This window comes from Parvimonas micra, from assembly GCF_037482165.1.
GTDB lineage: Bacteria > Bacillota > Clostridia > Tissierellales > Peptoniphilaceae > Parvimonas.
Window position 1 is genome coordinate 452,552 of record NZ_CP148048.1, and the last position, 25,001, is coordinate 477,552.

Sequence of the window (25,001 nt, forward strand, 5' to 3'; positions counted from 1 at the left end):
TATGTTTGAAATTGGTGTTATATTTGATATTTCAAAAGATTTATATTATGTAAAAACTAAAACTGGTAGATATATGTCAAAAGCTAGGGGAGTTTTTAGAAAACAAAAATTCACTCCAATGGTTGGAGATAATGTCAAAATTGAGATTTTTGCTGATAATACAGCATGTATAGTTGAAGTTTTTGATAGAAAAAATGAAATTTTAAGACCTCCAGTTGTAAATGTAGACCAAGCTATAATAGTTTTTTCTTTAAAAGACCCAGAAATTTCATATAAAATTATTGATAGATATATAATGTACTATGAAGTAATGAAAATTCCAATAATTTTATGTTTGAATAAGTGTGATTTAATTGATAAAGAAACAGAAATTAATTTTAGAAATATTTATGATAAACTTGGTTATAAGATAATTTTTAATAGCATTAGTTTAGACAATAGAAAATTATTTGAAGAGATTTGTAAAGATAAAATTTCAGTTATTACAGGTGCTTCGGGAGTTGGAAAAAGTACAATTTTAAATTTTTTAAATCCGGATTATAATATTTGGGTTGGAGATATAAGTAATAAGACAAAAAGGGGTAAACATACAACAAGAGCTGCTACTTTGTATGAATTTTTTGATAACTCATTCATCATTGATACGGCTGGTTTTACTTCTCTTGATCTTACTAAATTTATAGATAGTGAAGTTCAAATTAGGGATGCATTTGTAGAATTTGAATTTGGCTCTAAATGTAAGTTTTCTGACTGCAAACATATCAATGAACCGGATTGTTATGTAAAATCGAAATTAGAAAGTGGAAGTATAAGTAAAAGTAGATATGACAGTTATATCTTTTACTTAAATGAATATCTAAAAAATAGGAGGTATTAAATGTTAGAATTATCACCATCATTGTTATCAGCTGATTTTACAGATTTAAAATCTGAAATAGAAGTATTAGACAAAAATGGAGTTAAGTATTTACACTTAGATGTAATGGATGGAATGTTTGTTCCGAATATTTCTTTTGGACCAATGATAATTAAACAATTAAGACCTTTAACAAATATGGTTTTTGATGTTCATTTGATGATAGAAGACCCTGATAGATATGTTCAAAACTTTAAGGATGCAGGAGCAGATATTTTAACTGTACATTATGAGGCTTGTAAACATCTTCATAGAACTATTTCTTATATCAAATCATTAGGAATGAAAGCTGGAGTTTCTTTAAATCCTGCAACTAATATTGAATTTTTAGACTATGTATTAGAAGATTTGGACTTAGTTTTAATTATGAGTGTAAATCCAGGTTTTGGTGGGCAAAGTTTCATTCCTTCAGCCATTGATAAAATAAAAAATTTAAAAGCAAAAATAAGAGAAAGAAATTTAAATGTTATAGTTGAAGTTGATGGTGGTGTAAAAACCACAAATGTTAAAGATGTTATTGAAGCTGGAGCAGATTTGATAGTTTCAGGGTCAGATGTTTTTGCGGATAAAGAAAATAGAATTAGAGCTTATAAAGAAATTTTTAAAAACTATGAAAAATAATTATGAGCTTGTCATTAAAAAAAGATTGAGCTTTCAATCTTTTTTAAAATTAAATAAGAAAAAGAGGTTAATATGTTTATAGATATTGCAAAAATAGAATTAAAGGCCGGTAAAGGTGGAGATGGCTGTGTTTCTTTTAGAAGAGAGAAGTATGAACCTGATGGTGGACCTTACGGTGGCGACGGAGGAGATGGCGGAAGTGTAATTTTTATATCTGACGAGGGAGTAAGAACTCTTATGGATTTCAGATATAAAAAACATTACTTTGCTCAAAATGGAGAAAATGGAAAAACAAAAAAACAATATGGAAAAAAAGGAGAAGATTTAATCGTAAAAGTCCCTGTTGGTACATTAATTAAGGATTTTGAAACTAATAGGGTTATTCATGATTTTAAAGTTAAAGATGATGAATTTATAGTTGCTAAAGGTGGCCGAGGTGGAAAGGGAAATGCAAGATTTGCCACAAGTACAAGACAAGCACCTCGTTTTGCACAACCTGGAACAAAGGGTGAAGAAAGAACTATAAAATTAGAATTAAAGCTAATTGCAGACGTTGGACTTGTCGGTCTTCCAAATGTTGGAAAATCTTCTTTGCTTTCTGTTTTAAGTGATGCAAAACCTAAGATTGCAAATTATCATTTTACAACATTAGAACCTAATTTAGGAGTTTGTAGAGTTGAAGAAAATAAATCATTTGTAATAGCTGATATTCCTGGTCTTATTGAAGGGGCTAGCGAGGGAATTGGACTTGGTTTTGAATTTTTAAAACATGTTGAAAGAACAAGACTTTTAGTACATGTTTTAGATGTTTCCGGAATTGAAGGCAGAGATCCTATTGAAGATTATAATACAATTTATAAGGAATTAGAGCTTTATAATGAAAATATTAAAAATAAAAAAGAGATAATTGTTGCAAATAAAATAGATTTACTTACTTCTGATGAGAATTTAAAAAGAGTAAAAGAATATTTTAAAGATAGAACAGTATTGGAAATTTCTGCTGTTACTCAAATGGGAGTAAAGGAATTAAAATATAAAATATTTGATGAATTATCAAAAATTGAAATTGAGTATGAAACTTTTGATGAAGATTATGAGTATATAGAAGAAGTTGAAAAAGAGGCTTATGAAATTTATAGTGAAGATGGAACATTCTATGTTGAAGGACCTCTTATCGACTATTTAGTTTATATAACAAATTTTGAAGATTATGATTCTTTAAAATATTTCCAAAAAGTTTTAACTGATAAGGGAGTAATTGAAGAATTAAAACAAAAAGGTGTAAAAGAAGGTCAATCCATTGTAATTGGAGAAATGGAATTTGAATTTTTTGAATAGTAAGGAGAAAATATGATAAATCCAAAACAAAGAGCATTTCTAAAGTCATTATCTCACTCTATGGAACCTATTATGAATATAGGCAAGTATGGAGTTAATGATGAAACTATTAGACAACTAGATTTGGCTTTAGAGAAAAGAGAGCTTATAAAAATTAAAATTCTAAATAACAATTTAGATGATAATAAAGAAACAGTAGATTTAGTTTTACAAAAAACTAGAGCAGAGTTTGTTCAACATATTGGAAACAAATTTGTTATTTACAGAAGAAAAAGAAAAGATGAAAATAGAATAGAGTTACCAGAATAATGAAAAAAATTGGAATTTTTGGTGGAAGCTTTTCACCTATTCATAACGGACATTTACAAATTGCAGAGGATTGTTTGCTAGAAATGGGACTTGATAAGATAGTTTTTCTCCCGAATGCAAATCCTCCACATAAAGCTATCGATAAGTTCACTTTTGATGCAAGAGTTGATATGTTAAGATTAGCTTTAGAAGATAATGAGAATTTTGAAATTTCTCTTGTAGAAAATGACTCTACAAAAGTTCATTACTCTTATAATACCATTAGTGAAAATTTTTACAATGGAGAAGATAAATTTTATTTCATAATGGGAGATGACGAGTTTTTAAATATAAGGTCTTGGTATAAATATGAAAAACTTTTAGAGCTTACTTCAGTAATAGTTTTTCTTAGAAAATACGATTATAATTTTATTTTAGAAAAAAATAAAGAGATAATTGAAAAATACGATATTAATATAATTAAAAATTCTGTTATTTCTATTTCATCTACCGAAATTAGGAACAGAATTAATGAAAAAAAATCTATAAAATATCTTGTGCCTGAAAAAGTAAGTAATTATATTTATGAAGAGCTTAATTATTTTGATATACTAAAGATTAAAAAAGATTTAAAAGAAAAACTTACAAAGAATAGATATGAACATTCTTTAAGAGTAGCAGATTATTGTAGAAGACTTGCAAAAATTTATAAGGCTGATGAAAATAAGGCTTATTTAAGTGGTCTCGTTCATGATTGTGCAAAGAACCTAGAAGAATATTATATGTTGAATAAAAAGCTAAATTCTGATATAATATTGGATATTGAAGAAAAAAATAATCCAAAAATTCAACATGCACCAATAGGTTCAGCTGTTTGTAAAGATATATATGGTATCTTTGATAATGAAATAATTTCAGCGGTTCGTTATCATACAACAGCGAGAGAGAATATGTCTTTAATTGAAAAGATTTTATTTATTTCAGATAAAATTGAGCCTAATAGAGAGTATGATACAGTTGATGAACTTAGAAAAATTGCAGATTATGATATTGACAAAGCTATAATAAAATTTTTAAACGATAGTTTTGAATATTTAGAAAAAAAATCTCAAAAAATTCATCCCTTGTCAATTAAAGCAAGAGATTATTTAGTAAATATGAGGTGATATTATGGAGAAACTTGATATTATATTGAAAGCATTGGATGATAAGATTGCAAAAAATGTTGTAAGTATTGATTTAAAAGGTAAGTCATCTATTGCTGAATATTTTGTAATCGCAACTGGAAGTGTAGTTAATCACAATCAAGCTATTTGCGATGAAATTGAGTTCCAATTAAAAAAGAATAATATGGACTGTTTAAGTATAGAAGGATATAAAGATGGAAATTGGATTTTATTGGACTGTGGAGAAATTATAGTTCATATTATGACAGAAGATTATAGAAGCTATTACAATCTTGAAAGATTGTGGGCATAGATTTAGGAGGTAAGAAAATGAGCGTAGAATTTTTAAAAACTGATAAGGCTCCAGCAGCAATTGGACCTTATTCACAAGCTGGAAAAGTTGGTAATTTAATATTTGTTTCTGGACAATTACCAATTACAAACGGAGAATTACAAACTGAAATAAAGGCAGCAACACTTGCTAGTTTAACAAATGTTTTAGAAATTATTAAAGCAGGTGGGGGAAATTTAGAAAGTATTGTTAAAGTTAATGTTTTTGTAAAAGATATGAATGACTTTGAAGCAATTAATGGTGTATATGCTGAATTCTTTGGTAATCATAAACCAGCCAGAGCATTAGTTCAAGTTGCTAAATTACCAAAAGACGCTTTAATAGAAATTGAAGCAGTAGCAGCTGTTTAAAAAATATTTTATACTGATGTTTAGATACATCAGTATTTTTTTGCAATAATATATTTTTTTATTAAAATAATATATTTTTTATATAAAAAAGTTGAAATATTTGTTTATAGTTGTAGTTTCAGTCTTTTGTTTTTCTTATAATTTTGTTATAATATATTTTATAGGATAATAATTATTGCTAATGTATTTAGTATTTTAGTTTTATTTAAAGTTACTATTATAAAATATGTATGCTTAGTAGTGATATGTTTTATCTGAAATTGAGTTTGATATTTTAATAATATTGTATGAATTATATATATTAAATTATAAGTAAAATAAAACGATTACTATTGTGGCGAGATTAACTTTATAATTTATTATGATTGGGAGGATTTTTTGTGGGGTATTTAGAAACTTTTAATAGTTATAAAAGTTCGGAAAAAATTGCCTATATATGTGATGATAAATCCATTACATATAGGGAACTTATGTTATATTCAGATCGACTTGCAAAATATATTCTGAAAAATTTTGGGATTGGGAATAAAGATGCAATTGCAGTTTATGGGCATAAAGATTTTTTAATGTTAGTTAGCTTTTTAGCTTGTACAAAATCAGGACATCCTTATTGTCCTATGGATATTTCTTTTACTAGAAATAGGGTTGAAGATGTGTTGACTGCTACCGATTCAAAATTTTCTATTTTTACAGAGGATTTTGATGTTGATAAAAAATTTAGCGTTTTAAACAGAAAAGATGTTTTAGATATTATTTATGATGAAAAATATGATGATATTTCAAATGAAAATCTATATAAAATTGAACCAGAAGATATAGTTTATATAATTTTTACATCTGGAAGTACTGGAAAACCTAAAGGTGTTCAGATTACATATGATAATTTAAATAATTATATTGGTTGGATTCACAATGTTGTAGGAAACGAAAAAAATAAAGTTTATTTAAATCAAGCACCTTTTTCGTTTGATTTATCAGTAATGGATTTATATTTATCTTTATATTCAGAATCTACTTTATTTGCTATAACTAAGGAGAAACAACAAGATTTTTATAAACTTTATGAAAATTTAGAAAAATCTGGAATTACAAATTGGGTTTCTACACCTTCGTTTGCAGACATGTGTTTATCCTTACAGGAATTTAATTCTGATAATATAAAGAATATTGAATATTTTCTGTTCTGTGGAGAAGTTCTTACTAAAAAAACAGCACAAAGATTAAAAAAGAGATTTCCAAATGCAAAAATAATTAACACTTATGGGCCGACTGAGTCAACAGTATGTGTTACTGATATTTTAATTACAGATGAAGTTTTAGAAAAATTTGATATACTTCCACTTGGAGATGTTAAAAATGGAAGTAGAATTGAAATTAGAGATGACGAAAAAATTCTTGGTGATGGAGAAATTGGTGAGATTGTAATAATAGGAGATACAGTAAGTAGTGGCTATTATAAGAATCCTATTCAAACTGAAAAAGTTTTTTTTACTACAGATAATAATGAAAGAGCTTATAAAACAGGGGACTTAGGATATTATAAGGACGGTAATTTATTTTTCTCAAATAGAAAAGACTTTCAGGTTAAATTAAATGGTTATAGAATTGAACTTGGAGATATTGAAAGCAATCTTTTAAATATTAGTGGAATAAGCTCTTGTTGTGCATTGCCAAATTATGATTCAGACAATAAAGTAAAGAGTATTACAGCATTTGTTGTAAGTAAAAATGTTTCTGATGAAAAAGAGTATGCAAAATTTTTAAAGGCAGAGTTAAAAAAATATATTCCAAGTTATATGATACCAAAAAAATTTAGATTTTTGGAAAAATTACCAATGAATAATAATGGAAAAGTTGATAGAAAAGAATTGAAGAAAATAATAGAAAATAGATAGGGAGATTATTATGGAAGAAAAAGTTTTTGAAATTTTAGAAGACATTTGTGAAGAGGATTTAAGAGACACACCTGATTTAAATATCTTTGAAGAAGGTCTAATGGATTCTCTAGGACTTGTTAGATTTATTGTTGAAGTTGAAGAAAGATTGGGAATAACTTTAGGAATAATGGAATTAGATAAGGAAGTTGTTAATACTCCAAATAAAATAATTGAATTTTTAAACAGTAGGAAGTAAAAATGGAGTTTTTTAGTGGATTAAATTTCTGGTTAGTATTTATTTTGATATCTATACCTGCGATTATTTTAGGTATTAGAGAAAAGAAAAGTAAATACTATATCTTAGGGGTATCTCTAGTTTTTTGCTTTTTAGTATATTCAAAAAAAATAAATTCTCTAATCTCGTTAATTATTTTTATACTATATGAATTTTTATTAATTAAAATATATTTAAAACTTAAAATAGAGAAAAATTTCGGAAAAGTTTCTATATTTGTATTTTTAAGTTTATTACCACTTATTTTGGTTCGCTTATTACCATTTACGAAGATTAATTATAAATTAGGTTTTTTAGGAATATCATATATAACTTTTAAAGTAATGCAAATACTTATAGAAATTAAAGATAATTTAATAAAAGAAGTGAAATTTGTTGACTATTTATCTTTTATGATATTTTTTCCAACCCTTGCATCAGGTCCAATTGATAGAAGTAGACGATTTTTTAAAGATTTGGAAACTACAGTTAGTAGGTCTGAGTATTTAGATAAGTTAGGTAAGGGAATAGAGTATATATTACAAGGTCTAGTTTATAAAATGATTTTATCTCAACTGCTTTATGATAAAATCAATGTTATTTCTGAAATGAGATATACAATTCCTAATCTATTAACTTATATGTATTTATATGGTTTTTATTTGTTTTTTGATTTTGCAGGGTATAGCTTAATGGCTGTTGGAGTTAGTAAAATTTTTGGAATTGAAACTCCGATGAACTTTAATAAACCGTTTTTGGCAAAAGATATGAAAGACTTTTGGAATAGATGGCATATTAGTTTATCACATTGGTTTAGAGATTTTATTTTTAGTAGATTAGTTTTTGCAATGTTTAAGAGAAAAACTTTTAAAAGTTCGCTAACTACTGCTATGGTTGCCTATGTAATAAATATGACAGTAATGGGTATTTGGCATGGATTAAACTTCAGTTATCTTTTATATGGATTGTATCATGGAGTTATTCTTGCATTTACAGAACTATTTCAAAAGACTAAATTTTATAAAAATAATAAAAACAAAAAATGGTTTGAATACACATCTATTTTTATAACTTTTAATTTGGTTATGTTTGGGTTCTTTATATTCTCAGAAAAATTTGTTTACATTTTACGAATAATAGGAGGTAGATTATGGTAAAAAAAGAAACAAAAGAATTCTTATTTAGAGTTGTGTTTTATACAATAATGATTACCTCACTAATAATATTTTGTATATTATATGATTTTAATGTTGTAAAAGAATTTATATATAGTAATTTTTAAAATAATATTTAAGTATTAGAATAAATATTTATTATTTATAGAAATTCATTACAAAAAAGGAGTAACTGCTATATGTTACTCCTTATTTTTTTAATCTTCATTTTCTAGTAAATCTTTTTGTAATTGTAAAAAACCTAATCTTCCTAAATGCATTATATCTTTGAAAAAATATGGTTTATAAGAATACATACTGTAATCTGTAAGCTGGACTTCATTTTCAGATGCTATTTTTTTTATTTTATCATAATATTCACTTATTGATGTCTTAGAAATTCCAGTATAATCTGCCCAGTAACCTTGTAATGGAATCATTATCAAATTAACTTCGTAACCAAGTTCTTTAGCAACGTTAATGAATAACTCTAAATCCTCATACTCAGGACTTTCAGAATAGCTTTGTTTATTCATATAGCCTTCATATTTTTTTAAATCATTTCTTATATATTCGTTATAATATTCATTTTCTATATAAAACTTATTATTATCTGTCTCTTTTTTTGCTCTTTCAATAGCTTTTTCTTCTAGAACATTCCAATTGAGTCCATTGAATTTTCTACAATTTACTGAGCTATCATATTTATATTTTTTAACGAAATTCCTCTTTTCCTGCAAGTTATATTTATACTTAAAAATAGGATTAACAAGATTGTTAAAGAATTTAGGTGAAAAGATATTATCTAAAGTCGAATTTATAAAACTTGTTGAATCCGTTAAATTTTTTATTCTGTTGTACATTTTTTCTTTAGTACTATTGGAAATATTTTTATTACCAAAGAAATGATAAAGGTGATCTAAAGAAACCCTACTTTCAAATGCTTCTTTTGCTATACCATTTTTTTCAAACCATTGCATTGATATTATTAGATTAACTTTTTTAACAGGAATGTCACTTCCGATAGAACCTAGAACAATTGATTGTAATAAGCTTTGATAATGGCCACCACCGATTTGCATGATATTCTTATCAGAATAATCTAATAGTTGTCTTGGATGTTCTTCATTTTCTAAAGTAGCAACAAGTTCAGAAGAACCCATAAGTAAAATTGTATTTTCATCTATATTTTTTGTTAATACATCGTAAGAATTATATTTTGAATATAGAGTATTATATTTTATACTATTATTTTTTACAGTTATATCTTTATCAATATTTTTAGAATATGATGTTAATATAAATGAAGAAAGAAAAATAGACAAAATAAATGAAATTGCTAATGCTTTTAATCTTTTCATAAGCACTCCTAAAAATTGTTCTATAGTTTTTTAAACAATAAACTATATTTTTATGTTTTTTTCATCTAAAATATTAAGAATAAGAAAAGTATTTTAATATTTGAATAAATTATATCATAGTAGTTTTTTATTATCAACATAAGTCATTTTTGTAATATATCGTCATAATAAATAATGTAGTATAAATTTAGCTAAAGTTTTTTATTTTTATAAATTTTATGTTATAATATTAATCGTGTGATAGATATATAATATTTTATATTATATTTTTAGTTTAGTTTAAAGTTTGTGTTATAAACTTATTAAAGACTATTTGTAGATTTTTTAAAATTTTTTATCATATTTAAACTTTTAAAAAATCTATAATTTTTTGTTTATTAAGTGATGTTATATTGAAACATTTTATATATTAAATTTTAGGAGCGTTTATGAAAAGATTAAAAGCATTAGCAGTATCGGTAATTTTATCTGTAATTATTTCTTTTACATTTTTACATTTTTATACTAACAGGGAGAAAAACGAATTTGATGAATTAACAGTTAAAAATAATTCTATAAGATATAATGACTCTCCAAATAAATATAAATCTCATGATGCAATTACAAAAAACATAGGAAAGGGCACTATTATACTTTTAGGATCTTCTGAACTTATAGTAACTAGTGATTGGAAAGAACATCCAAAACACTTATTAGATTATTCTGATAAGAATATTATGCAAATTGGAGAAGGATTTTATCAATCTTTAATTCAAGCTATAACTTTAGGTTCTATTGGTGAAAAATCACCTGTAAAGACTGTTAATTTAATATTGTCTATGCAGTGGTTTGAAAAGCATGGATTAAGTCCTGAAGCATTTCAACCAAGGTTTTCAATAGACCATTTATATAATTTATATAAGAGTGAAAAAATTTCTAAAGAAACTAAAGAAAAAATATATGATAGAATTTTAGAACTTTCAAAAGATAATTCTATTGTAACTAGAATGGTAGAAGGATTAAAGAGAGATAACCCAGTTGACAATGCCATAAATCAAGCTAATGCTGAAAAATATAAATTAATTGCAAATAGCAAGTTTTTAAAGTCATACCATAGAGATAATAGTGTTAATGATAAAAAAGCACCTAAAGAATTTGATTGGGATCAGTTAAGAAAAGAAGCATTAGAAACAGCCAAAGAAGAATCAAATGAAAACAAATTTTTTATGTATAATAAATATTTTGATAAAAACTTTAAGAAAAATTTTGATAAATTTAAGGGATCAGCTAAAAATACTAAGTATAGAAGTGAAGAAGAATATGGTGATTTACAATTATTTTTAGACGTCGCTAAGGATTTAGGATTCAAGGTAAATTTAATTTTAGTTCCACTTCAAGGACATTGGGCGGACTATACTGGTGTTCCTCAAGATGAGATAGAATACTACTATAAGAGAATTAGAGAAATTTCTGAAAAGAATAATGTAAATTTGATAGATTATAGTAAATATTCTTATACAAAATATTTCTTTAAAGATGCTACACATTTGGGAAGACTTGGACTGTTGCAATTACAGGAAGATTTATTAAAATATAATGATTAAGTATTACCGAAAAATATTTTAAATTTGATATATTGTCCTAAATCATTGCAAAAAATTTAAAAATGTTATATAATGAGTAGCCAGCAAAATTTTAGGAGGAAATTATGGATTTAAAATCAAAAATAAGAGTTATTGATGGCTTTCCTAAAGAAGGAATCAGTTTTAAAGATATAACTACTTTAATTAGTGATGCAGAAGCTTTTAAAGAAGCTGTTGATATTATGAAAAAAAATTTAGAAAATAGAAATATAGATTATATAGTTGGACCTGAAGCAAGAGGATTTGTTTTTGGATCTGCTGTTGCTTATGCTTTAAATATCGGGTTTATTCCAGTTAGAAAACCTGGAAAATTACCTGGAGAAACTGTTTCTTATGAATATGCATTAGAATATGGAACAGATGTACTTGAAATATGTAAAAATTCTTTAAAAGCTGGTGATAGAGTAGCAATAGTGGATGATTTACTTGCTACGGGTGGAACAATTAATGCCTGTGCAAAATTAATAGAGTCACAAGGTGCAGAAGTAGTTTCAATGCAATTTTTAATGGAGTTAACAGACTTAAAAGGTAGAGAAAAAAATAAAGACTATCAAATAGATGCTGTGTTGGAGTATAATATTTAATGAGAATTGATAAATTTTTAAAAAATTCAAGACTTATAAAGAGAAGGACTGTTGCAAAAGAGGCTTGTGAAAAAGAAAGAGTTTTTAGAAATGGAAAGGCTATGAAGCCATCCGATGAAGTCAAAGTTGGAGATGTTATAGATTTGAAATTTGGAAATTCTGAAGTTAAAATTAGAGTTTTAGATATAACTGACAGTCAAAAGAAAGAAGATTCACAAAAAATGTATGAAAATCTTTAAAAGTATTGAAAAATTATATATTTTATTATATAATCTATGTTAGATGGGAGTGATGACTTGATGAATAAAAGAAATAAGGGTCGAATCCGAGTTTACAGTTTAATATTTCTTGTTTTATGTATAGTTTTTGGAAAGACTTATGTTTATCAAGTCAAAGAAAAGAACAGATTGAATAATAAGATTCAAACTTTACAAGAAAGAAAAGATAAATTAAACTCTGAGATTGGAGAGGCTAAAGAAAATCTTCAAAAAGTTGATAGTGAAGAATTTATAAAAAAAGTTGCTAGAGAAAAACTTAAAATGGTTGAAAAAGATGAGATAGTTGTAAAGTATAAAGATAATGATTAGTTTGATTTAGTGAAGAAAGGGGACCGAGTTTTTGCTCGGTTTTTTAATTTTTATGAGAAAAGAATTTTTAAAAAGATTAAAAAGCTATGGTATAGAAAGTTCTAGAATTTTACTTGCTGTATCGGGTGGTAAAGATTCTATGACTATGCTTGATTTGTTTAGTTATTTTAAGGATGAGTTAAAATTAGATTTAATTGTTTGTCATTTTAATCATTCTTTAAGAGATGATGCTGACAGAGATGAAAAATTTGTTAAATCTCAATGCAAAAAATATGGATTAAAATTTTATTCCAAAAAGGAAGATGTTCTCCTTTATTCTAATGAAAATAAATTGTCAACTGAAGAAGGAGCAAGATTTTTAAGATATAAATTTTTTGATGAAATAAAAAGAATTGAGAATCTTGATTATATAGCAACTGCACATAATAAAAATGATTTAGCAGAAACTGTTATGATGAGAATTCTACGAGGAACTGGCATTAATGGACTAATAGGAATACAATCTGAAAGAGGAGATTTAATAAGACCAATTTTAGATTTTTCAAGAGAAGAAATAGAGAAATATATTGAAAAAAATAATATACCTTTTGTTGATGATAAAACTAATTTTGAAGATATGTATTTAAGGAATAAAATTAGACTAAATTTATTACCAATTCTACAAAATGAATATAATCCTAAAATTTCTGATGCGCTTTCAAGATTATCAAATATTGCTTTTGATTTTAGTACAATTTCAAGAGAATATATTTTATCAAAAGAAGGTTTGTTGTGGGAATTTAGTAAAGATAAAATACTTGTTTATATTGAAAAGTTAAAACTTCAGTCTAGGTCTTTTAGAAATATTATGTATAGAGAATTTTTTGAATTTATAAGTAAAGATCCAGATGGAATAAATTTTAAAATAATTGAAGAAATTGATAATTTGATTTTTTCAAAAACGGGTAAATATATAGAAATTAAAAATGTAATTTTTAAAATTGAATATGATAAACTTCTCATTTTTGATAAAAATATTAATGAAAGTGTAGAAACAGATTTTTATTATGAAAATTTGGATTTTTCTTTGTATTCTACAAGATTTTTTGATATAATTATAGAGCAGTCGAATTTTGATGAATTTACAAATTTAAAACAAAATAAGAATTTGCTTTTCATAAATAAAAAATATCTAAAATCTTTAAAAATTAGAAATAGAAAAAATGGAGATTTTTTAGAATTTGAATTTGGAAAGAAAAAACTAAAAGATATATTTATTGATGAAAAAATAAGTAAAGAAATTAGAAATAATATTCCTATTTTTGAAATAGATAATACTATTGTTTGGGTTCCAAATACTAGAAGATCTAATAGATATTTGGTTGATGGAAAAGATGATATTATAAAAATTAAAGTTTTATCAAAGGAGAATTTATGGAGAGATTAGATAATGTCGTAAAGTCAGATATGAAGGATTTGTTATTTGATGAAAAAACTATTAAAAATAGAGTTGAAGATCTTGGTAAAGAAATAACTAAACACTATGAAAATGATGAATCTGAACTTGTGGTAGTTGGAATTTTAAGAGGTTCTACATTGTTTTTTGCAGATTTAATAAGATATATAAATCTACCTATTTCAATAGATTTTATGGCTATTTCATCTTATGGTAATTCATCCGAAAGTGGGGTTGTAAAAATCATTAAAGATTTAGAAGCGGATGTTACTGGAAAAAATATTTTGATTGTTGAAGATATTATCGATACAGGAAAAACTTTAAAATATCTTTTAAATTATTTTAAAGAAAGAGGAGCTAAAACTGTTAAAATTGCAAGTATGTTAGACAAACCAGAAAGAAGACTTGTTGAAATATCAGGCGATTTTGTAGGTTTTGCGGTTCCAAATGACTTTATTGTTGGTTATGGATTAGATTATAATCAATCATATAGGAATTTACCATATATAATTTCTCTAAAAGAAGAAGTTTATAAATAGAGAGTAATAGGAGGAAAAACGTGAATAAAAAAACTAAAGCATATCTAGTGTATTTGGTGCCAATCTTATTTTTAGTTGTATATTTTTTTGTTATAAAAACTTCAACTCCTGTAGTTAAAGAATATACAGTTACAGAGATTGTATCAAAAATAAAAAATGATGAAGTCTCAGAGATAACAACTCAGGGTTCATATATAACCGGAAAATTAAATGATAAGGATAAAACGGAATTTAAAACATATTTACCACAAGAATTTAGATTTCAATTTTATGAAAATTATTTAAAATCAAAAGTAGAGAATAATACTTTGAAATATAATGGTAAAGCTGAACCTACAAAACCTTTTTATCTTGAAATTTTACCAACTCTATTACTTTTGGTAGGACTTGGAGTTGTTTGGTTCATATTTATGAAACAAGCTCAAGGTGGCGGAAAAGTAATGAACTTTGGAAAGAGTAAAGCAAGACTTCATAAAGATAAGAAAAATGAGGTTACTTTTAATGATGTAGCTGGTCTTGAAGAGGAAAAAGAAGAATTACAAGAAATAGTAGACTTCTTAAGATCACCAAAAAAATATAGTGATATTGGTGCTAGAATTCCAAAAGGTGTTTTACTTGTAGGTCCTCCAGGAACTGGTAAAACTTACCTTTCTAGAGCAGTAGCTGGTGAAGCTAAAGTTCCATTTTTTAGCATAAGCGGTTCAGACTTTGTTGAAATGTTTGTTGGAGTTGGTGCTTCAAGAGTTAGAGATTTATTTGAAGAAGCTAAAAAGAATGCTCCTTGTATAATATTTATTGATGAAATTGATGCTGTTGGTAGAAGAAGAGGTGCAGGACTTGGTGGTGGACATGATGAAAGAGAACAAACATTAAATCAATTACTTGTTGAAATGGACGGTTTTGGTGTTAATGAAGGAATCATTGTTATGGCTGCAACAAATAGACCTGACATACTTGACCCTGCTATTTTAAGACCGGGTAGATTTGATAGACAAATTTATGTTGGAATTCCGAATGTAAAAGAAAGAGAAGCAATACTAATGGTTCACACTAGAAATAAAAGATTAGATCCAGATGTAGACCTAAAGGCTATTGCAAAACATACAACAGGATTTACTCCTGCAGATCTTGAAAACTTGTGTAATGAGGCAGCTCTTTTATCTGCAAGACAAAACTTAAAGAGTATTCCTATGAGAATATTTGAAGAAGCTGCAATAAAAGTTGTTGCAGGACCTGAAAAGAAATCAGCTGTTGTAACTGATAGAGATAGAAATATTACAGCATATCATGAAGCGGGACATGCAATTGTGTCAAGATTTGTACCATTGTCAGATCCAGTACAAATGATTACTATTGTTCCGAGAGGAAGAGCTGGTGGATTTACAGCATATACTCAAGATGAAGATAGTCAATATATGACAGTTAAAGCAATGAAGTCAAGACTTGCAATGATGCTTGGTGGACGTTCAGCAGAGCTTATAATTTTTGAAGATTTTACTACTGGTGCTTCTAATGACATTGAGAGAGCAACTAAACTTGCGAGAAGTATGGTTACAACTTATGGTATGAGTAGCAAGATTGGACCTATAAATTATGATATGGGTGAAGAAGAAACTTTCTTAGGTAGAGACTTTGGTAAAGGAAGAACTTACTCAGAAGATATTGCAAAACTTATTGATGGAGAAGTTAAGGATTTACTTGATGAAGCTTACGAAACTGCTAAAAATATTTTAAATGAGAATGTGGAATTTTTACACATAATAGCAAAAAAACTTTTAGAAGTTGAAACTATAAGTGGAAAAGACTTCGAAACTATGTATAATAAATATATGGGAATTGAAGAAGAAAAAGAAGAAACTACAGAAGAAACAATTTTTGGAGAAGAAAATACTATTGAAGAAACATCAAATGAAGAAAACAATGCAGATTCAACTGTAGTAGAAAAAACTGAAATAGATGAAAATTAAAATTAAGTAGAAGTTCGCTTCTACTTAATTTATATGGAGGATTTTATGGGAAGTAATGATTTTTTATTAATAATTTTTGGTATAGTTTTAATTTTTGTAATTAAGAAAATAGTAGCTATATTTCAAACAAGAAAAAAATTAACAGGTGAAGTTCAAACTATTACTCTTAGAGGAAGAAAAGTATTGTTTGGACTATCAGTAGCTTTAGTTGGATTTGGAATTGCATATGCAGTAAAAGTTCAAGATATTTTTAGTATAGTATATGTATTAATTGGTTTGACTTACTCTATAGTTTCTCTTGATAAATTATACATTGGCGAAAATGGATTTTGCTTTGATGGAAAGTTTGGAGAATTTAAAAAAATAAAAAAATGGGGAGCCATTAGTAATAAATTTTTTGAAGTTCAAGTTTCTGGAGATTTAAAAGATGAAGTACTAACTATTCCACTTGATAAAGAAAATTCTGATAAATTGTCTGCAATTATAAAACAACATAAGTCAAAATCAAAGGCGAAAAAATAATGAAACTTTATGAAAAAGATAATTTAGTAATTTTAGAAGATGTTGAGAATTTTGATGCTAGAGCTATATTTACTTGTGGGCAAGCTTTCAGATGGTATGAAGAGAGTGATGGAAGTTTTACAACAGTACATTTAGGTAGAGTTTTAAATGTTTTAAACGAAAAAGATAAGGTTGTATTTAAAGGAACGAATTTGGAAGAATTTAACGAAATTTGGATTGATTATTTTGACTTGAATACAAACTATAAGGAGATAAGAAAAGAGCTATCAAACAATGAAATTTTAGCAAAGGCAATGGAATATGGAAAGGGGATCAGGATATTAAATCAAAATCATTTTGAAATGTTAATTAGTTTTATAATTTCAGCTAATAATATGATTCCTAGAATAAAAAAATCTATCGAAGTAATCTCCATGAGATATGGGAAATTTATCTGTGAAGATGAAAATAGAAAATATTATTCATTTCCAACGGTAGAAGAATTGAGTAAGGCAACTGTTGAAGATTTAAGAGAATTTGCAAAAGTTGGCTTTAGAGATAAGAGGATTTTTGATACAGTAAATATGATTTTAAATGAAAAAATCGACTTAGATAATTTTGAAAATTTAGAAACTGATACCTTAAGAGAAGAACTATTAAAATTTTCAGGAGTTGGAAATAAGGTTGCAGATTGTATAATGCTATTTTCATACAAAAGAGGAGAAGTTTTTCCAGTTGACGTTTGGATTAAAAGAGTGATGGAAGAACTTTTTATAAAAAAAGAAACTCCTGTTAAGAAAATTTCAAAAGAAGCAGATAGAATATTTGGAAAATATGCAGGCTATGCACAACAATATCTTTTCTATTATGGAAGAGAAGAAAAAATAGGGAAATAAGAACCCCAGCCTTCCTCGATGCTTCGCATCGGATAGGTGCCTGGGAACCTTGTTGTTTTACAATAGGAAAAAGGAAGTGATATATTTCACTTCCTTTTTGTGTTATTTTTTTATCTTCTTACGAATAGTTAATGAGCCTAATATAATTGCGGAAATAACAAATAATACTATTGAATTGTTTGAAATTCCTGTTTTTACTAATTTGTTATTTTTATTCTTAGTATTAGTATTAGTATTACTATCATTAGTATTATTATTTGAATTATTACTGTTATTATTATTGTTGTTTGGTAATGTATCTTTTTTAACTATTGTTAAAGATGTTTCTATTTTACCTGTAGTAAATTCAAATAATAGTTTATGTTCGCCAACTCCTAAAGTGTTTATAAAATTATCATTGAATTTTATAATTGTACTTCCTTTTGTAGCTGAATAAAACTCTTTGCTTAATTCTTTTCCGTCAACTAAAACTCTAACAAATTTTGAAATATCTTCACTAATCTTAATATCAGATATTTTTCTTCCAACTGTTACAGTTTGATTTTCTCCATAGTCAAATTTTAATTTACTTGGATTGTCATCAGGATTTTGAGGTTTTTCTTTCTTAGAAATTGCGATAGTATCTTCTGCTGTTTTATCTTTAGTAAGTTCTACTTCAAAATTGTTTTTATCAATATTGTAGTTTTCATTTAATTCTACTTTTATTTTATATTTTCCAAGTAAAACAGATTTTTCAAAAGATTTATTTTTGTTTTCAAGCTCAACTTCTTCTCCTGTTATTACATTAATAGCTTTAATTTTTAAATCCTGTGGTATATCATCGCCATTAACTTTTATTTTAATTACAAATCCCATAGTTGCTTTTACATTTTCAATATCTTTTATAGCAGTTTCAAGTTCATTTAATTTGAAATTTACTTTTAATAAGTTTTTAGCATTTTCTATGGCTTCTAAATATGCTTCATTATCTTCTTCATCTGAATTGATATAAAGATTACCATCAGAAATCAATTCTTTTTCAGCTATTAAATTTTTAAGTTTTTTTACAAGCTGAGCATAAGGTTTATTTCCATCTAGTGAATCTTTTGCGAGTTTTATATCTTCAACAGCTTTCTTAACAACAAACTCATTTCTACTATTTTCATTATCTATTAATTCCTGTCCTGCTTTTATTGAATTGTCATACAATTCTTTTAATTCATCAATAGCATTTATATATTTTTCTGAGTTCTTGATTTCTTTGCTTTCTTCAACTAAGGATTTTAATTCTGAAATATCTATACTATTTGGTTTTCGCTTTATTTTGAAATTAAACACTTGATCAGGATTTTCTAATGTTAAGTTGAAATTATTTATTGCATTAGGGGAGATTTCATAATTTGAAAGTTTTCCATCAATATCAGTAATTTCAAGTTTATGTTCTCCGATTGAAACAGGAATTTTATTTCCTGAAAGTGAAATTTCTTTTCCATCAAGTTCGATTTTACTTAATTTATTAGCTGTATCAATAAATTCAAGTCCAATATCAATTGTACCTTTTGTAATCTTTTCAAGATTTACTGAAATTTCATTAGTATCTTTTGTAATTTCAATTTCCTTGTCTATATTTTTTCCTTTATAACTTTCCGGGCTAACTATTTCAAGTTTATATTTTCCTACTTCAATATTATTTTTTCCGGATTTAAAGTCTAATTCATTTAGTTTGAATTTTACATTAGGAATTTCTGTATCTCCAGCTTTAAATTTAATATCAACTTCTTTTCCATCTTTAACTTCTTTAGTAATATTAAGAGTTATAGGATGTCCTTCAGCACCAAAGACCCATGCTTCTCCATTAGGACAAGTATATCCACTAGCTAAATTTGTTACAACTACATCATATCCTGAACCACTTGGAATAAGAACTGAATGAGTACTTTCATCTGATTTTTTATAAGTATGTTTTACAACAACTTCATCAGAGTTTTTCTTTCTAATTTCTAATTGAAGTTCATCATTTGGATAGTTTTCAGGAATATTTGCATTAATTTTTCTTGGATATTTTTCAACAAAATTATTTTCATTATTTTTTCCCCAAGTGAAACCTACTGTGACATTTTTTTCACCCCTTTTAACTTCTATAACTTTTTCTTTTAAATGGTAAGTAGGGGTAGGTTCATTAGCTTGAGCTTTATATTCTCCATATTCTTCCTCTTGAGCTTCAATACAATACCAACCAGGATTTAGTTTCATTCCTGGTGTATAGTCCAGACTCAATTTACCTTTTTTAAAGTTGAATCTTTCGTTATAATTGTAGATTTTATACTTTGTTTGAATTCCTTTTTCATTTCCATTATCTTGAATTAATAGTGAAAATTTATCTTCGTCTTTTTCTTTGAAATATTCAAAAACAACTTCTTGTACAGGATTTTCTTCTGTTAATTTTACTGTTTGCATTCCCGGAACTACATAATATCCATTAGGAATTTCGTTAGGTACTATTTCTGAACGACCTCTACCAATGCTTCTTATATTTACAGGTTGACCAACTGAAAGATTCATTCCCATATATTCGATATGTCCATCATATCCCTTTGTTATTGGAATAACTTTAAATTTACTTTCTGAGAAAAGTAAATCAATTCTTTTTTTGAATGAATTTTCGTCAATTGTTGTTTCTGATATTTCTTTTTGCTCATCTGTACTAAGTTCATAATTGTATTTTAAAGCTTTATTTGCATCGGTTATCTCAACATTTAGCTTATATTTTCCATAAGGAGCATTTAAGAAAAATTGTGGAGTATCTTCTATTTCTTGCTTTAATTCAAATTTTAATTTAGGATTTTCTACATTTGTAGCAGTTATCTTAAATTCATTAAGGGCTAAATCTCCTGTGCCTCTTGCAAGAACCATCTTTTGACCAATTTTTTGTTTTGCAAATTTTAACTCTATTTTTTTATTTAAGTTATCATCAGTTATTTCAAATTCTTGTTCAGTATTTTCTCCAATTAATTTATACTCAATAGGGCAGAATTTATAAATAAAAGTATATTTTCCGTTTCTAAGTTTTTGAGTATTTTTAACTATTTTATTATTTTGGTCATAAAGGTCAAACTTTATAGGAACATTTTCTCCATCTTCTGTTTTTGCAACAACTTCAAGTTTTCCAAGTTTTTTATCAGAAGGCATAATTTCACAGTCTTCAGTATATTCGTTATATGCAATATCTGTTGCAGTAACTTGAACATCTTTTAAATTTGTATCATCTTTTAATTGGATCTCATATTTATTTTCTCCAATATTTTTAACTTCAAGTTCAACCTCTTTTGGTTGCTTATAGTCTGGAAATTGAGGATATGGTGCAACCATTTCTATTCCAGTGGCTTTAACATTTCTTATTTCATTTGCATCTTCAACTTCAAAAGCAAATTTTTTAGTTTCATTATCGAATTTAGCATTTTTAAATTTAGGAGCTTCTTTATCTATTGAAAATTTAATAGAATGTTTTTGTTCTTTTGCTCCTTCAGTAGTAGGTTTTGCTATTATATTTAGAGTATAATCTCCATCTTTTTGATTAGATAAATCCTCGATGCCAAGATTTGTATAACCTAAGAAGTTTTCGTCTAAATCTTGTCTATCTGCCCAGTCTGAAATGTTTTTAAGGAAAAGTTTTGAATCTTTCTTTTCTGCAACAATTTCATTATTAGAATTTCTAATTTCGTATCTTGCATCAGCATTTCTTGTGAAAACGGAATAAAGTGTAATTTCATCTAACTTTCCATCTCCATTAGGGCTGATAATCAATTTTTTATTAAATTTAGGTTTTATATCTGTTTCTTTTTGAGCTTTTTTCAACTCGTTTAGTTCATCGAAATTTTCCATTCCTAAAACAATAGGTTTGCCGTCTATTTTACTTTCAATATGAGTCATAAATCTATGCCAAGCATTTGTTATTGGTTTTAAATTCCAGAACATTGGATTTTCTTTATTAAAATCAAATTCATACACAGGTTTTTCGATAACTGAAAGATTAGTAAAATCTCCCTTAAAAGTAACGAATGGGAAATTAGCTTTTTTGCCATCATTACTTGATAAAGTTAAGAAACCTTCAATAAAAGCACCTTTTTCAAAATCTTTAAGTTTTTCTAGATTTTCAACCGGAATATTTATTTCTTTAACAATTTCTTGATTGGCACCTATAGTAAATTTTTCGTTTTCTAGTGTTTTAGTAAATAATTCTGTAGGTTTTAATAAATTTTTCTTTCCTTTATGTTCATCAACGGTTACTATTACAGATGGTGTAATTTCTTTTGAATGATTTGAATAATTTTTAATTCTTAATTTTAAAGTAATAGTATCATTTATTCCTTTTATGAAAGTAGAAGGAACATTTGTATCCTTATCAACAACAGTAAAGTCTAATTCAGTTGCGGACTTCATATCAACTACACCAGCACCTTGATGTCTAGGGGAGACAGGTACATTATTTTCTTTATCATTAAGTGGTTTTGCAGAATTCATAAGTATTGTCTTAATTAATTTTCCTCTATTAGCTACACTTAAGTTTTTAAATTCTGATCTTTCTTTTAAACTTTGAGAAACAAGGGCAACAGCACCTGAAACGTGAGGAGTAGCCATTGAAGTTCCACTCATTTCAACAAATCCTGAACCGTTTTTTGCAGAGTATATATGTCCGCCCGGAGCAGTTAAATCAGGCTTTAGAATTCCGTCTGAAGTAAGTCCCCAGTTAGAAAAACTACTCATTCTTCCTTCTAAAGGATTTTTAACTAAGTCTTCTTCGCTTGAAACAGTAACTTGAGTTGGAGTTTTTGCCTTTAATTTTTCTCCATCTTCCATAGATATACCAATTGCTGGAATTGTTGTAGAATTATCTAAAGACATTGAAAAAGAACCTAGTACATTGTTATAAATTATAACTCCAATTGCTCCGGCATCTTCTAATCTTTTAATTTTGTTATTAAAAGTATCTCCACCACGTTTAACAAGAGCTACTTTTCCATTTACATTAGAAGGGATTGATCCTTCTAATGCTTCTCCACAATCTATAATATCAAAAGTTTTACTCTCAAAAGTTCTATCCTTAACTTCATAGTATACAATTTTTTCATTTCCTACTAATAGATATTTTGCAATATATTCATTATTTTCAACAGAAGCAACTGTAATAGCACTCTGTTGAATTCCTGGGGATGCAATTGTTCCAAAGTCAGGATGATCTATAGAAATATCTCCTTGGTATTCGCCTTCATTACCGCCAGCGATAACAACATTTGTACCAACAGATGTGGCTCTATCAATTATCTCTGCTACGTTTTTATCTTTTGTATTATGAGTCCTTACTGTTCCTTTGGGTTTTCCAAGGCTCATATTTATTGCAGCAGCTCTTAAATAAACAGCATCACTTATAGCCTTTATATAATAAGTTGAGGAAGTTCCTTCATTTACAAAACAGTTCATCATTAAAAGTTGTGAATTTGGAGCAACTCCACGCCAATCATATTTATTCTTGATTTTAGTTTGGCTTCCACCAATAACAGCAGCAACATGTTGTCCATGTCCTTCTTCTGTTTTTTCAGGATTTAAGTTTGAATTTTCATTTATATAATGATATGCTAATGGAACTTTTGAATTAAAATATACCTTATCTTCAGTGAAATTTTTATTTTCTCCATTTTTGTGTTTCACTAGTTTTTTAATATCTTCTTTTGTTATTGCAGGAATAATGTCTTTATCCAATTTAAAAACCTCATGAGTTGGATCAAAGTTTGTATCAATAACTCCTACAACTTCTCCACGTCCATCATATTTTTTTAAAAAATCATCATCAATACCGATTAACTTTGTTGCATGTGCAGCACTTCGAGGTGTAGGTTTTGCGGTATTCGGTTTCAAGTCAACTTCATATTCAGTATCTTGTTCAATTCTCTTAATAAAGTCTAAATTTTTGAGCTTTGCTATTTGAGTCTTAGTTGCTTCGAATGAAATAAATGGCAAAAGAAACTCGTCTCTAGATAGTTCTTTAAAATCTCCTATAATTTCATTTATTTTTTCTTTTGCAATATTTAGAGAATTTGAATTTATTTCTTTTACTTTTTCATATTCTCCATTTTTTAAAAGTTTATCAATGTTTTCTCCAGAAATTTTGGAAGTGTTAATTGTTAGAATGATTTTATTGAATTTATCTTCAGCTTTAGTTATAAAATTGCTTGTAAACATTGATAAAACTAAACATAATGCCAAAAATCCAGAAAAAAGTTTTTTCATAACAATCCTCCTGTAAATAAAATTTATAAAATATTCTAATATTTTTTAATAGAATATTAGATATATAATATAAGAATATTATATACCAAGACATGGTTTTTTACAATATTATTATCAACAACATTCAATTAATAAATCTAATGGAACTGATTAATTAAATTAGATTTTCTAATAATTTTAATTTAATTAAGTTAAAAATTTATAAATTTAATTTTGTTTAATATTTTAAAATTTTAATAAAAAATTTTAAATTTTTAGTAAAAAAGTATTGAATAAAGATTTATTTGTGATATAATATTTATTGTTTAATATAGGGATATTTATAGTTTAATATAGTGTTATATTAGGAGAAAGAAAAGTGGATATTGGAGAAAAAATTAAAAATTTAAGAACCATTTTGGGACTTACACAAGAAGAACTCGCAGAGAGAGCAGAGCTAACTAAAGGCTTTATTTCTCAACTTGAAAGAGGACTTACTTCACCATCAATTAGTTCTTTAGAAGATGTTTTAGAGGCACTTGGGACTAATATTTCAGATTTTTTTAAAGAAGAGAAAGAAGAAAAATTTGTTTTTCAAAAATTTGATGCTTATGAAACTATTTTTGAAAATGGAAATAGTAAATTAGAGTGGATTGTTCCAAATGCACAAAAAAATTCAATGGAACCGATTATAATAACTTTGAATGAACAAAAAAGTTTTTCAAGGACTTATGAACCTTTTGAGGGAGAAGAATTCGGTTATGTTTTGAAGGGAAAAGTTGAACTTCATCTTGGAACAAAGGTATTTGTTTTAAAAGAGGGTGAATGTTTTTATACGAGTGGTCAATTTGAAAGAAGTATAATAAATTTGTCTAAAAAAGAATCTAAGGTTTTGTGGATTACTAATCCACCGAGTTTTTAGGAGGAATA

Annotated in this window: 23 protein-coding genes; 21 read left to right on the forward strand and 2 right to left on the reverse strand. The window is 26.6% G+C overall.

Going from position 1 to position 25,001, the window contains the following annotated elements:
* Nucleotide 1: 1 nt before the first annotated feature.
* The 11 genes from rsgA (at nucleotide 2) to WFJ11_RS02300 (ending at nucleotide 8,464) form a co-directional block, all read left to right on the forward strand.
* On the forward strand, nucleotides 2-877 hold the full coding sequence (gene rsgA / locus WFJ11_RS02250) for a ribosome small subunit-dependent GTPase A (RefSeq protein ID WP_338817588.1): 876 nt from the start codon (nucleotides 2-4) through the stop codon (nucleotides 875-877).
* On the forward strand, nucleotides 878-1,537 hold the full coding sequence (gene rpe, locus WFJ11_RS02255; protein WP_338817589.1) for a ribulose-phosphate 3-epimerase: 660 nt from the start codon (nucleotides 878-880) through the stop codon (nucleotides 1,535-1,537).
* Nucleotides 1,538-1,609: 72 nt separating this feature from the next.
* Nucleotides 1,610-2,875 carry a GTPase ObgE gene (gene obgE / locus WFJ11_RS02260; protein WP_338817590.1) on the forward strand — a complete coding sequence of 422 codons (1,266 nt, stop codon included), beginning with the start codon at nucleotides 1,610-1,612 and terminating at the stop codon, nucleotides 2,873-2,875.
* A gap of 12 nt (nucleotides 2,876-2,887) precedes the next feature.
* A complete protein-coding gene (gene yhbY / locus WFJ11_RS02265; RefSeq protein ID WP_009732731.1) occupies nucleotides 2,888-3,184 on the forward strand; it encodes a ribosome assembly RNA-binding protein YhbY in 297 nt (98 codons plus the stop codon).
* Nucleotides 3,184-4,329 carry a nicotinate (nicotinamide) nucleotide adenylyltransferase gene (gene nadD / locus WFJ11_RS02270; RefSeq protein ID WP_338817591.1) on the forward strand — a complete coding sequence of 382 codons (1,146 nt, stop codon included), beginning with the start codon at nucleotides 3,184-3,186 and terminating at the stop codon, nucleotides 4,327-4,329. The genes yhbY and nadD overlap by 1 nt, the downstream gene beginning before the upstream one ends.
* 4 nt (nucleotides 4,330-4,333) lie before the next feature.
* A complete protein-coding gene (gene rsfS, locus WFJ11_RS02275) occupies nucleotides 4,334-4,642 on the forward strand; it encodes a ribosome silencing factor (RefSeq protein WP_293438690.1) in 309 nt (102 codons plus the stop codon).
* A 17-nt stretch (nucleotides 4,643-4,659) separates the two neighbouring features.
* Nucleotides 4,660-5,031: a RidA family protein gene (locus tag WFJ11_RS02280; RefSeq protein ID WP_293438692.1), complete on the forward strand. Its 372-nt coding sequence runs from the start codon at nucleotides 4,660-4,662 to the stop codon at nucleotides 5,029-5,031.
* Nucleotides 5,032-5,411: 380 nt separating this feature from the next.
* The gene (gene dltA / locus WFJ11_RS02285; RefSeq protein WP_338817592.1) at nucleotides 5,412-6,926 is read left to right on the forward strand and encodes a D-alanine--poly(phosphoribitol) ligase subunit DltA; all 1,515 of its coding nucleotides are present in this window, start codon (nucleotides 5,412-5,414) and stop codon (nucleotides 6,924-6,926) included.
* A gap of 10 nt (nucleotides 6,927-6,936) precedes the next feature.
* Nucleotides 6,937-7,164, forward strand: a complete 228-nt coding sequence (dltC, locus tag WFJ11_RS02290; RefSeq protein ID WP_293438696.1) for a D-alanine--poly(phosphoribitol) ligase subunit DltC — start codon at nucleotides 6,937-6,939, stop codon at nucleotides 7,162-7,164.
* 2 nt (nucleotides 7,165-7,166) lie between these two features.
* Complete coding sequence (dltB, locus tag WFJ11_RS02295; RefSeq protein WP_338817594.1) at nucleotides 7,167-8,339, forward strand: D-alanyl-lipoteichoic acid biosynthesis protein DltB; 1,173 nt, start codon at nucleotides 7,167-7,169, stop codon at nucleotides 8,337-8,339.
* Nucleotides 8,333-8,464: a hypothetical protein gene (locus WFJ11_RS02300; RefSeq protein ID WP_009372389.1), complete on the forward strand. Its 132-nt coding sequence runs from the start codon at nucleotides 8,333-8,335 to the stop codon at nucleotides 8,462-8,464. Before dltB ends, WFJ11_RS02300 begins: the two co-directional genes overlap by 7 nt.
* 90 nt (nucleotides 8,465-8,554) lie before the next feature.
* On the opposite strand, the gene dltD (WFJ11_RS02305) is transcribed toward WFJ11_RS02300, so the two are convergent.
* Nucleotides 8,555-9,697 carry a D-alanyl-lipoteichoic acid biosynthesis protein DltD gene (gene dltD / locus WFJ11_RS02305; protein ID WP_338817595.1) on the reverse strand — a complete coding sequence of 381 codons (1,143 nt, stop codon included), beginning with the start codon at nucleotides 9,695-9,697 and terminating at the stop codon, nucleotides 8,555-8,557.
* 428 nt (nucleotides 9,698-10,125) lie between these two features.
* On the opposite strand from dltD (WFJ11_RS02305), the gene dltD (WFJ11_RS02310) reads away from it, so the two are divergent.
* The 9 genes from dltD (WFJ11_RS02310) to WFJ11_RS02350 all read left to right on the forward strand — a co-directional run bounded on the left by dltD (WFJ11_RS02310) (nucleotide 10,126) and on the right by WFJ11_RS02350 (nucleotide 17,828).
* Nucleotides 10,126-11,280 carry a D-alanyl-lipoteichoic acid biosynthesis protein DltD gene (gene dltD, locus WFJ11_RS02310; RefSeq protein WP_338817596.1) on the forward strand — a complete coding sequence of 385 codons (1,155 nt, stop codon included), beginning with the start codon at nucleotides 10,126-10,128 and terminating at the stop codon, nucleotides 11,278-11,280.
* A 104-nt stretch (nucleotides 11,281-11,384) separates the two neighbouring features.
* The gene (locus WFJ11_RS02315; RefSeq protein ID WP_338817597.1) at nucleotides 11,385-11,903 is read left to right on the forward strand and encodes an adenine phosphoribosyltransferase; all 519 of its coding nucleotides are present in this window, start codon (nucleotides 11,385-11,387) and stop codon (nucleotides 11,901-11,903) included.
* Nucleotides 11,903-12,142, forward strand: a complete 240-nt coding sequence (locus WFJ11_RS02320; RefSeq protein ID WP_323988005.1) for an RNA-binding S4 domain-containing protein — start codon at nucleotides 11,903-11,905, stop codon at nucleotides 12,140-12,142. The genes WFJ11_RS02315 and WFJ11_RS02320 overlap by 1 nt, the downstream gene beginning before the upstream one ends.
* A gap of 36 nt (nucleotides 12,143-12,178) precedes the next feature.
* Nucleotides 12,179-12,490: an FtsB family cell division protein gene (locus WFJ11_RS02325; RefSeq protein WP_141557441.1), complete on the forward strand. Its 312-nt coding sequence runs from the start codon at nucleotides 12,179-12,181 to the stop codon at nucleotides 12,488-12,490.
* Nucleotides 12,491-12,542: 52 nt separating this feature from the next.
* Nucleotides 12,543-13,916: a tRNA lysidine(34) synthetase TilS gene (gene tilS / locus WFJ11_RS02330; protein ID WP_338817598.1), complete on the forward strand. Its 1,374-nt coding sequence runs from the start codon at nucleotides 12,543-12,545 to the stop codon at nucleotides 13,914-13,916.
* Nucleotides 13,904-14,464: a hypoxanthine phosphoribosyltransferase gene (gene hpt / locus WFJ11_RS02335; RefSeq protein WP_009372489.1), complete on the forward strand. Its 561-nt coding sequence runs from the start codon at nucleotides 13,904-13,906 to the stop codon at nucleotides 14,462-14,464. Before tilS ends, hpt begins: the two co-directional genes overlap by 13 nt.
* Before the next feature lie 20 nt (nucleotides 14,465-14,484).
* Nucleotides 14,485-16,431 carry an ATP-dependent zinc metalloprotease FtsH gene (gene ftsH, locus WFJ11_RS02340; RefSeq protein ID WP_323988003.1) on the forward strand — a complete coding sequence of 649 codons (1,947 nt, stop codon included), beginning with the start codon at nucleotides 14,485-14,487 and terminating at the stop codon, nucleotides 16,429-16,431.
* Between the two features lie 45 nt (nucleotides 16,432-16,476).
* Complete coding sequence (locus WFJ11_RS02345; RefSeq protein WP_313960904.1) at nucleotides 16,477-16,953, forward strand: DUF5673 domain-containing protein; 477 nt, start codon at nucleotides 16,477-16,479, stop codon at nucleotides 16,951-16,953.
* On the forward strand, nucleotides 16,953-17,828 hold the full coding sequence (locus WFJ11_RS02350) for a DNA-3-methyladenine glycosylase family protein (protein WP_338817600.1): 876 nt from the start codon (nucleotides 16,953-16,955) through the stop codon (nucleotides 17,826-17,828). Before WFJ11_RS02345 ends, WFJ11_RS02350 begins: the two co-directional genes overlap by 1 nt.
* Nucleotides 17,829-17,930: 102 nt before the next feature.
* Here the strand turns inward: WFJ11_RS02350 and WFJ11_RS02355 are convergent, their stop codons facing one another.
* On the reverse strand, nucleotides 17,931-24,092 hold the full coding sequence (locus tag WFJ11_RS02355; RefSeq protein WP_338817601.1) for a S8 family serine peptidase: 6,162 nt from the start codon (nucleotides 24,090-24,092) through the stop codon (nucleotides 17,931-17,933).
* 358 nt (nucleotides 24,093-24,450) lie between these two features.
* Here WFJ11_RS02355 and WFJ11_RS02360 point away from each other — a divergent pair, with 358 nt between their 5' ends.
* The gene (locus WFJ11_RS02360) at nucleotides 24,451-24,993 is read left to right on the forward strand and encodes a helix-turn-helix domain-containing protein (RefSeq protein ID WP_004833108.1); all 543 of its coding nucleotides are present in this window, start codon (nucleotides 24,451-24,453) and stop codon (nucleotides 24,991-24,993) included.
* The last annotated feature ends 8 nt before the right edge of the window (nucleotides 24,994-25,001 follow it).

Bases quoted from the DNA above. Each gene is read 5' to 3' on its own strand.
- rsgA (WP_338817588.1), top strand. From the start codon at position 2: ATGTTTGAAATTGGTGTTATATTTGATATTTCAAAAGATTTATATTAT.
- rpe (WP_338817589.1), top strand. From the start codon at position 878: ATGTTAGAATTATCACCATCATTGTTATCAGCTGATTTTACAGATTTA.
- obgE (WP_338817590.1), top strand. From the start codon at position 1,610: ATGTTTATAGATATTGCAAAAATAGAATTAAAGGCCGGTAAAGGTGGA.
- yhbY (WP_009732731.1), top strand. From the start codon at position 2,888: ATGATAAATCCAAAACAAAGAGCATTTCTAAAGTCATTATCTCACTCT.
- nadD (WP_338817591.1), top strand. From the start codon at position 3,184: ATGAAAAAAATTGGAATTTTTGGTGGAAGCTTTTCACCTATTCATAAC.
- rsfS (WP_293438690.1), top strand. From the start codon at position 4,334: ATGGAGAAACTTGATATTATATTGAAAGCATTGGATGATAAGATTGCA.
- WFJ11_RS02280 (WP_293438692.1), top strand. From the start codon at position 4,660: ATGAGCGTAGAATTTTTAAAAACTGATAAGGCTCCAGCAGCAATTGGA.
- dltC (WP_293438696.1), top strand. From the start codon at position 6,937: ATGGAAGAAAAAGTTTTTGAAATTTTAGAAGACATTTGTGAAGAGGAT.
- dltB (WP_338817594.1), top strand. From the start codon at position 7,167: ATGGAGTTTTTTAGTGGATTAAATTTCTGGTTAGTATTTATTTTGATA.
- WFJ11_RS02300 (WP_009372389.1), top strand. From the start codon at position 8,333: ATGGTAAAAAAAGAAACAAAAGAATTCTTATTTAGAGTTGTGTTTTAT.
- dltD (WP_338817595.1), bottom strand. From the start codon at position 9,697: ATGAAAAGATTAAAAGCATTAGCAATTTCATTTATTTTGTCTATTTTT.
- dltD (WP_338817596.1), top strand. From the start codon at position 10,126: ATGAAAAGATTAAAAGCATTAGCAGTATCGGTAATTTTATCTGTAATT.
- WFJ11_RS02315 (WP_338817597.1), top strand. From the start codon at position 11,385: ATGGATTTAAAATCAAAAATAAGAGTTATTGATGGCTTTCCTAAAGAA.
- WFJ11_RS02320 (WP_323988005.1), top strand. From the start codon at position 11,903: ATGAGAATTGATAAATTTTTAAAAAATTCAAGACTTATAAAGAGAAGG.
- WFJ11_RS02325 (WP_141557441.1), top strand. From the start codon at position 12,179: ATGTTAGATGGGAGTGATGACTTGATGAATAAAAGAAATAAGGGTCGA.
- tilS (WP_338817598.1), top strand. From the start codon at position 12,543: ATGAGAAAAGAATTTTTAAAAAGATTAAAAAGCTATGGTATAGAAAGT.
- hpt (WP_009372489.1), top strand. From the start codon at position 13,904: ATGGAGAGATTAGATAATGTCGTAAAGTCAGATATGAAGGATTTGTTA.
- WFJ11_RS02345 (WP_313960904.1), top strand. From the start codon at position 16,477: ATGGGAAGTAATGATTTTTTATTAATAATTTTTGGTATAGTTTTAATT.
- WFJ11_RS02350 (WP_338817600.1), top strand. From the start codon at position 16,953: ATGAAACTTTATGAAAAAGATAATTTAGTAATTTTAGAAGATGTTGAG.
- WFJ11_RS02355 (WP_338817601.1), bottom strand. From the start codon at position 24,092: ATGAAAAAACTTTTTTCTGGATTTTTGGCATTATGTTTAGTTTTATCA.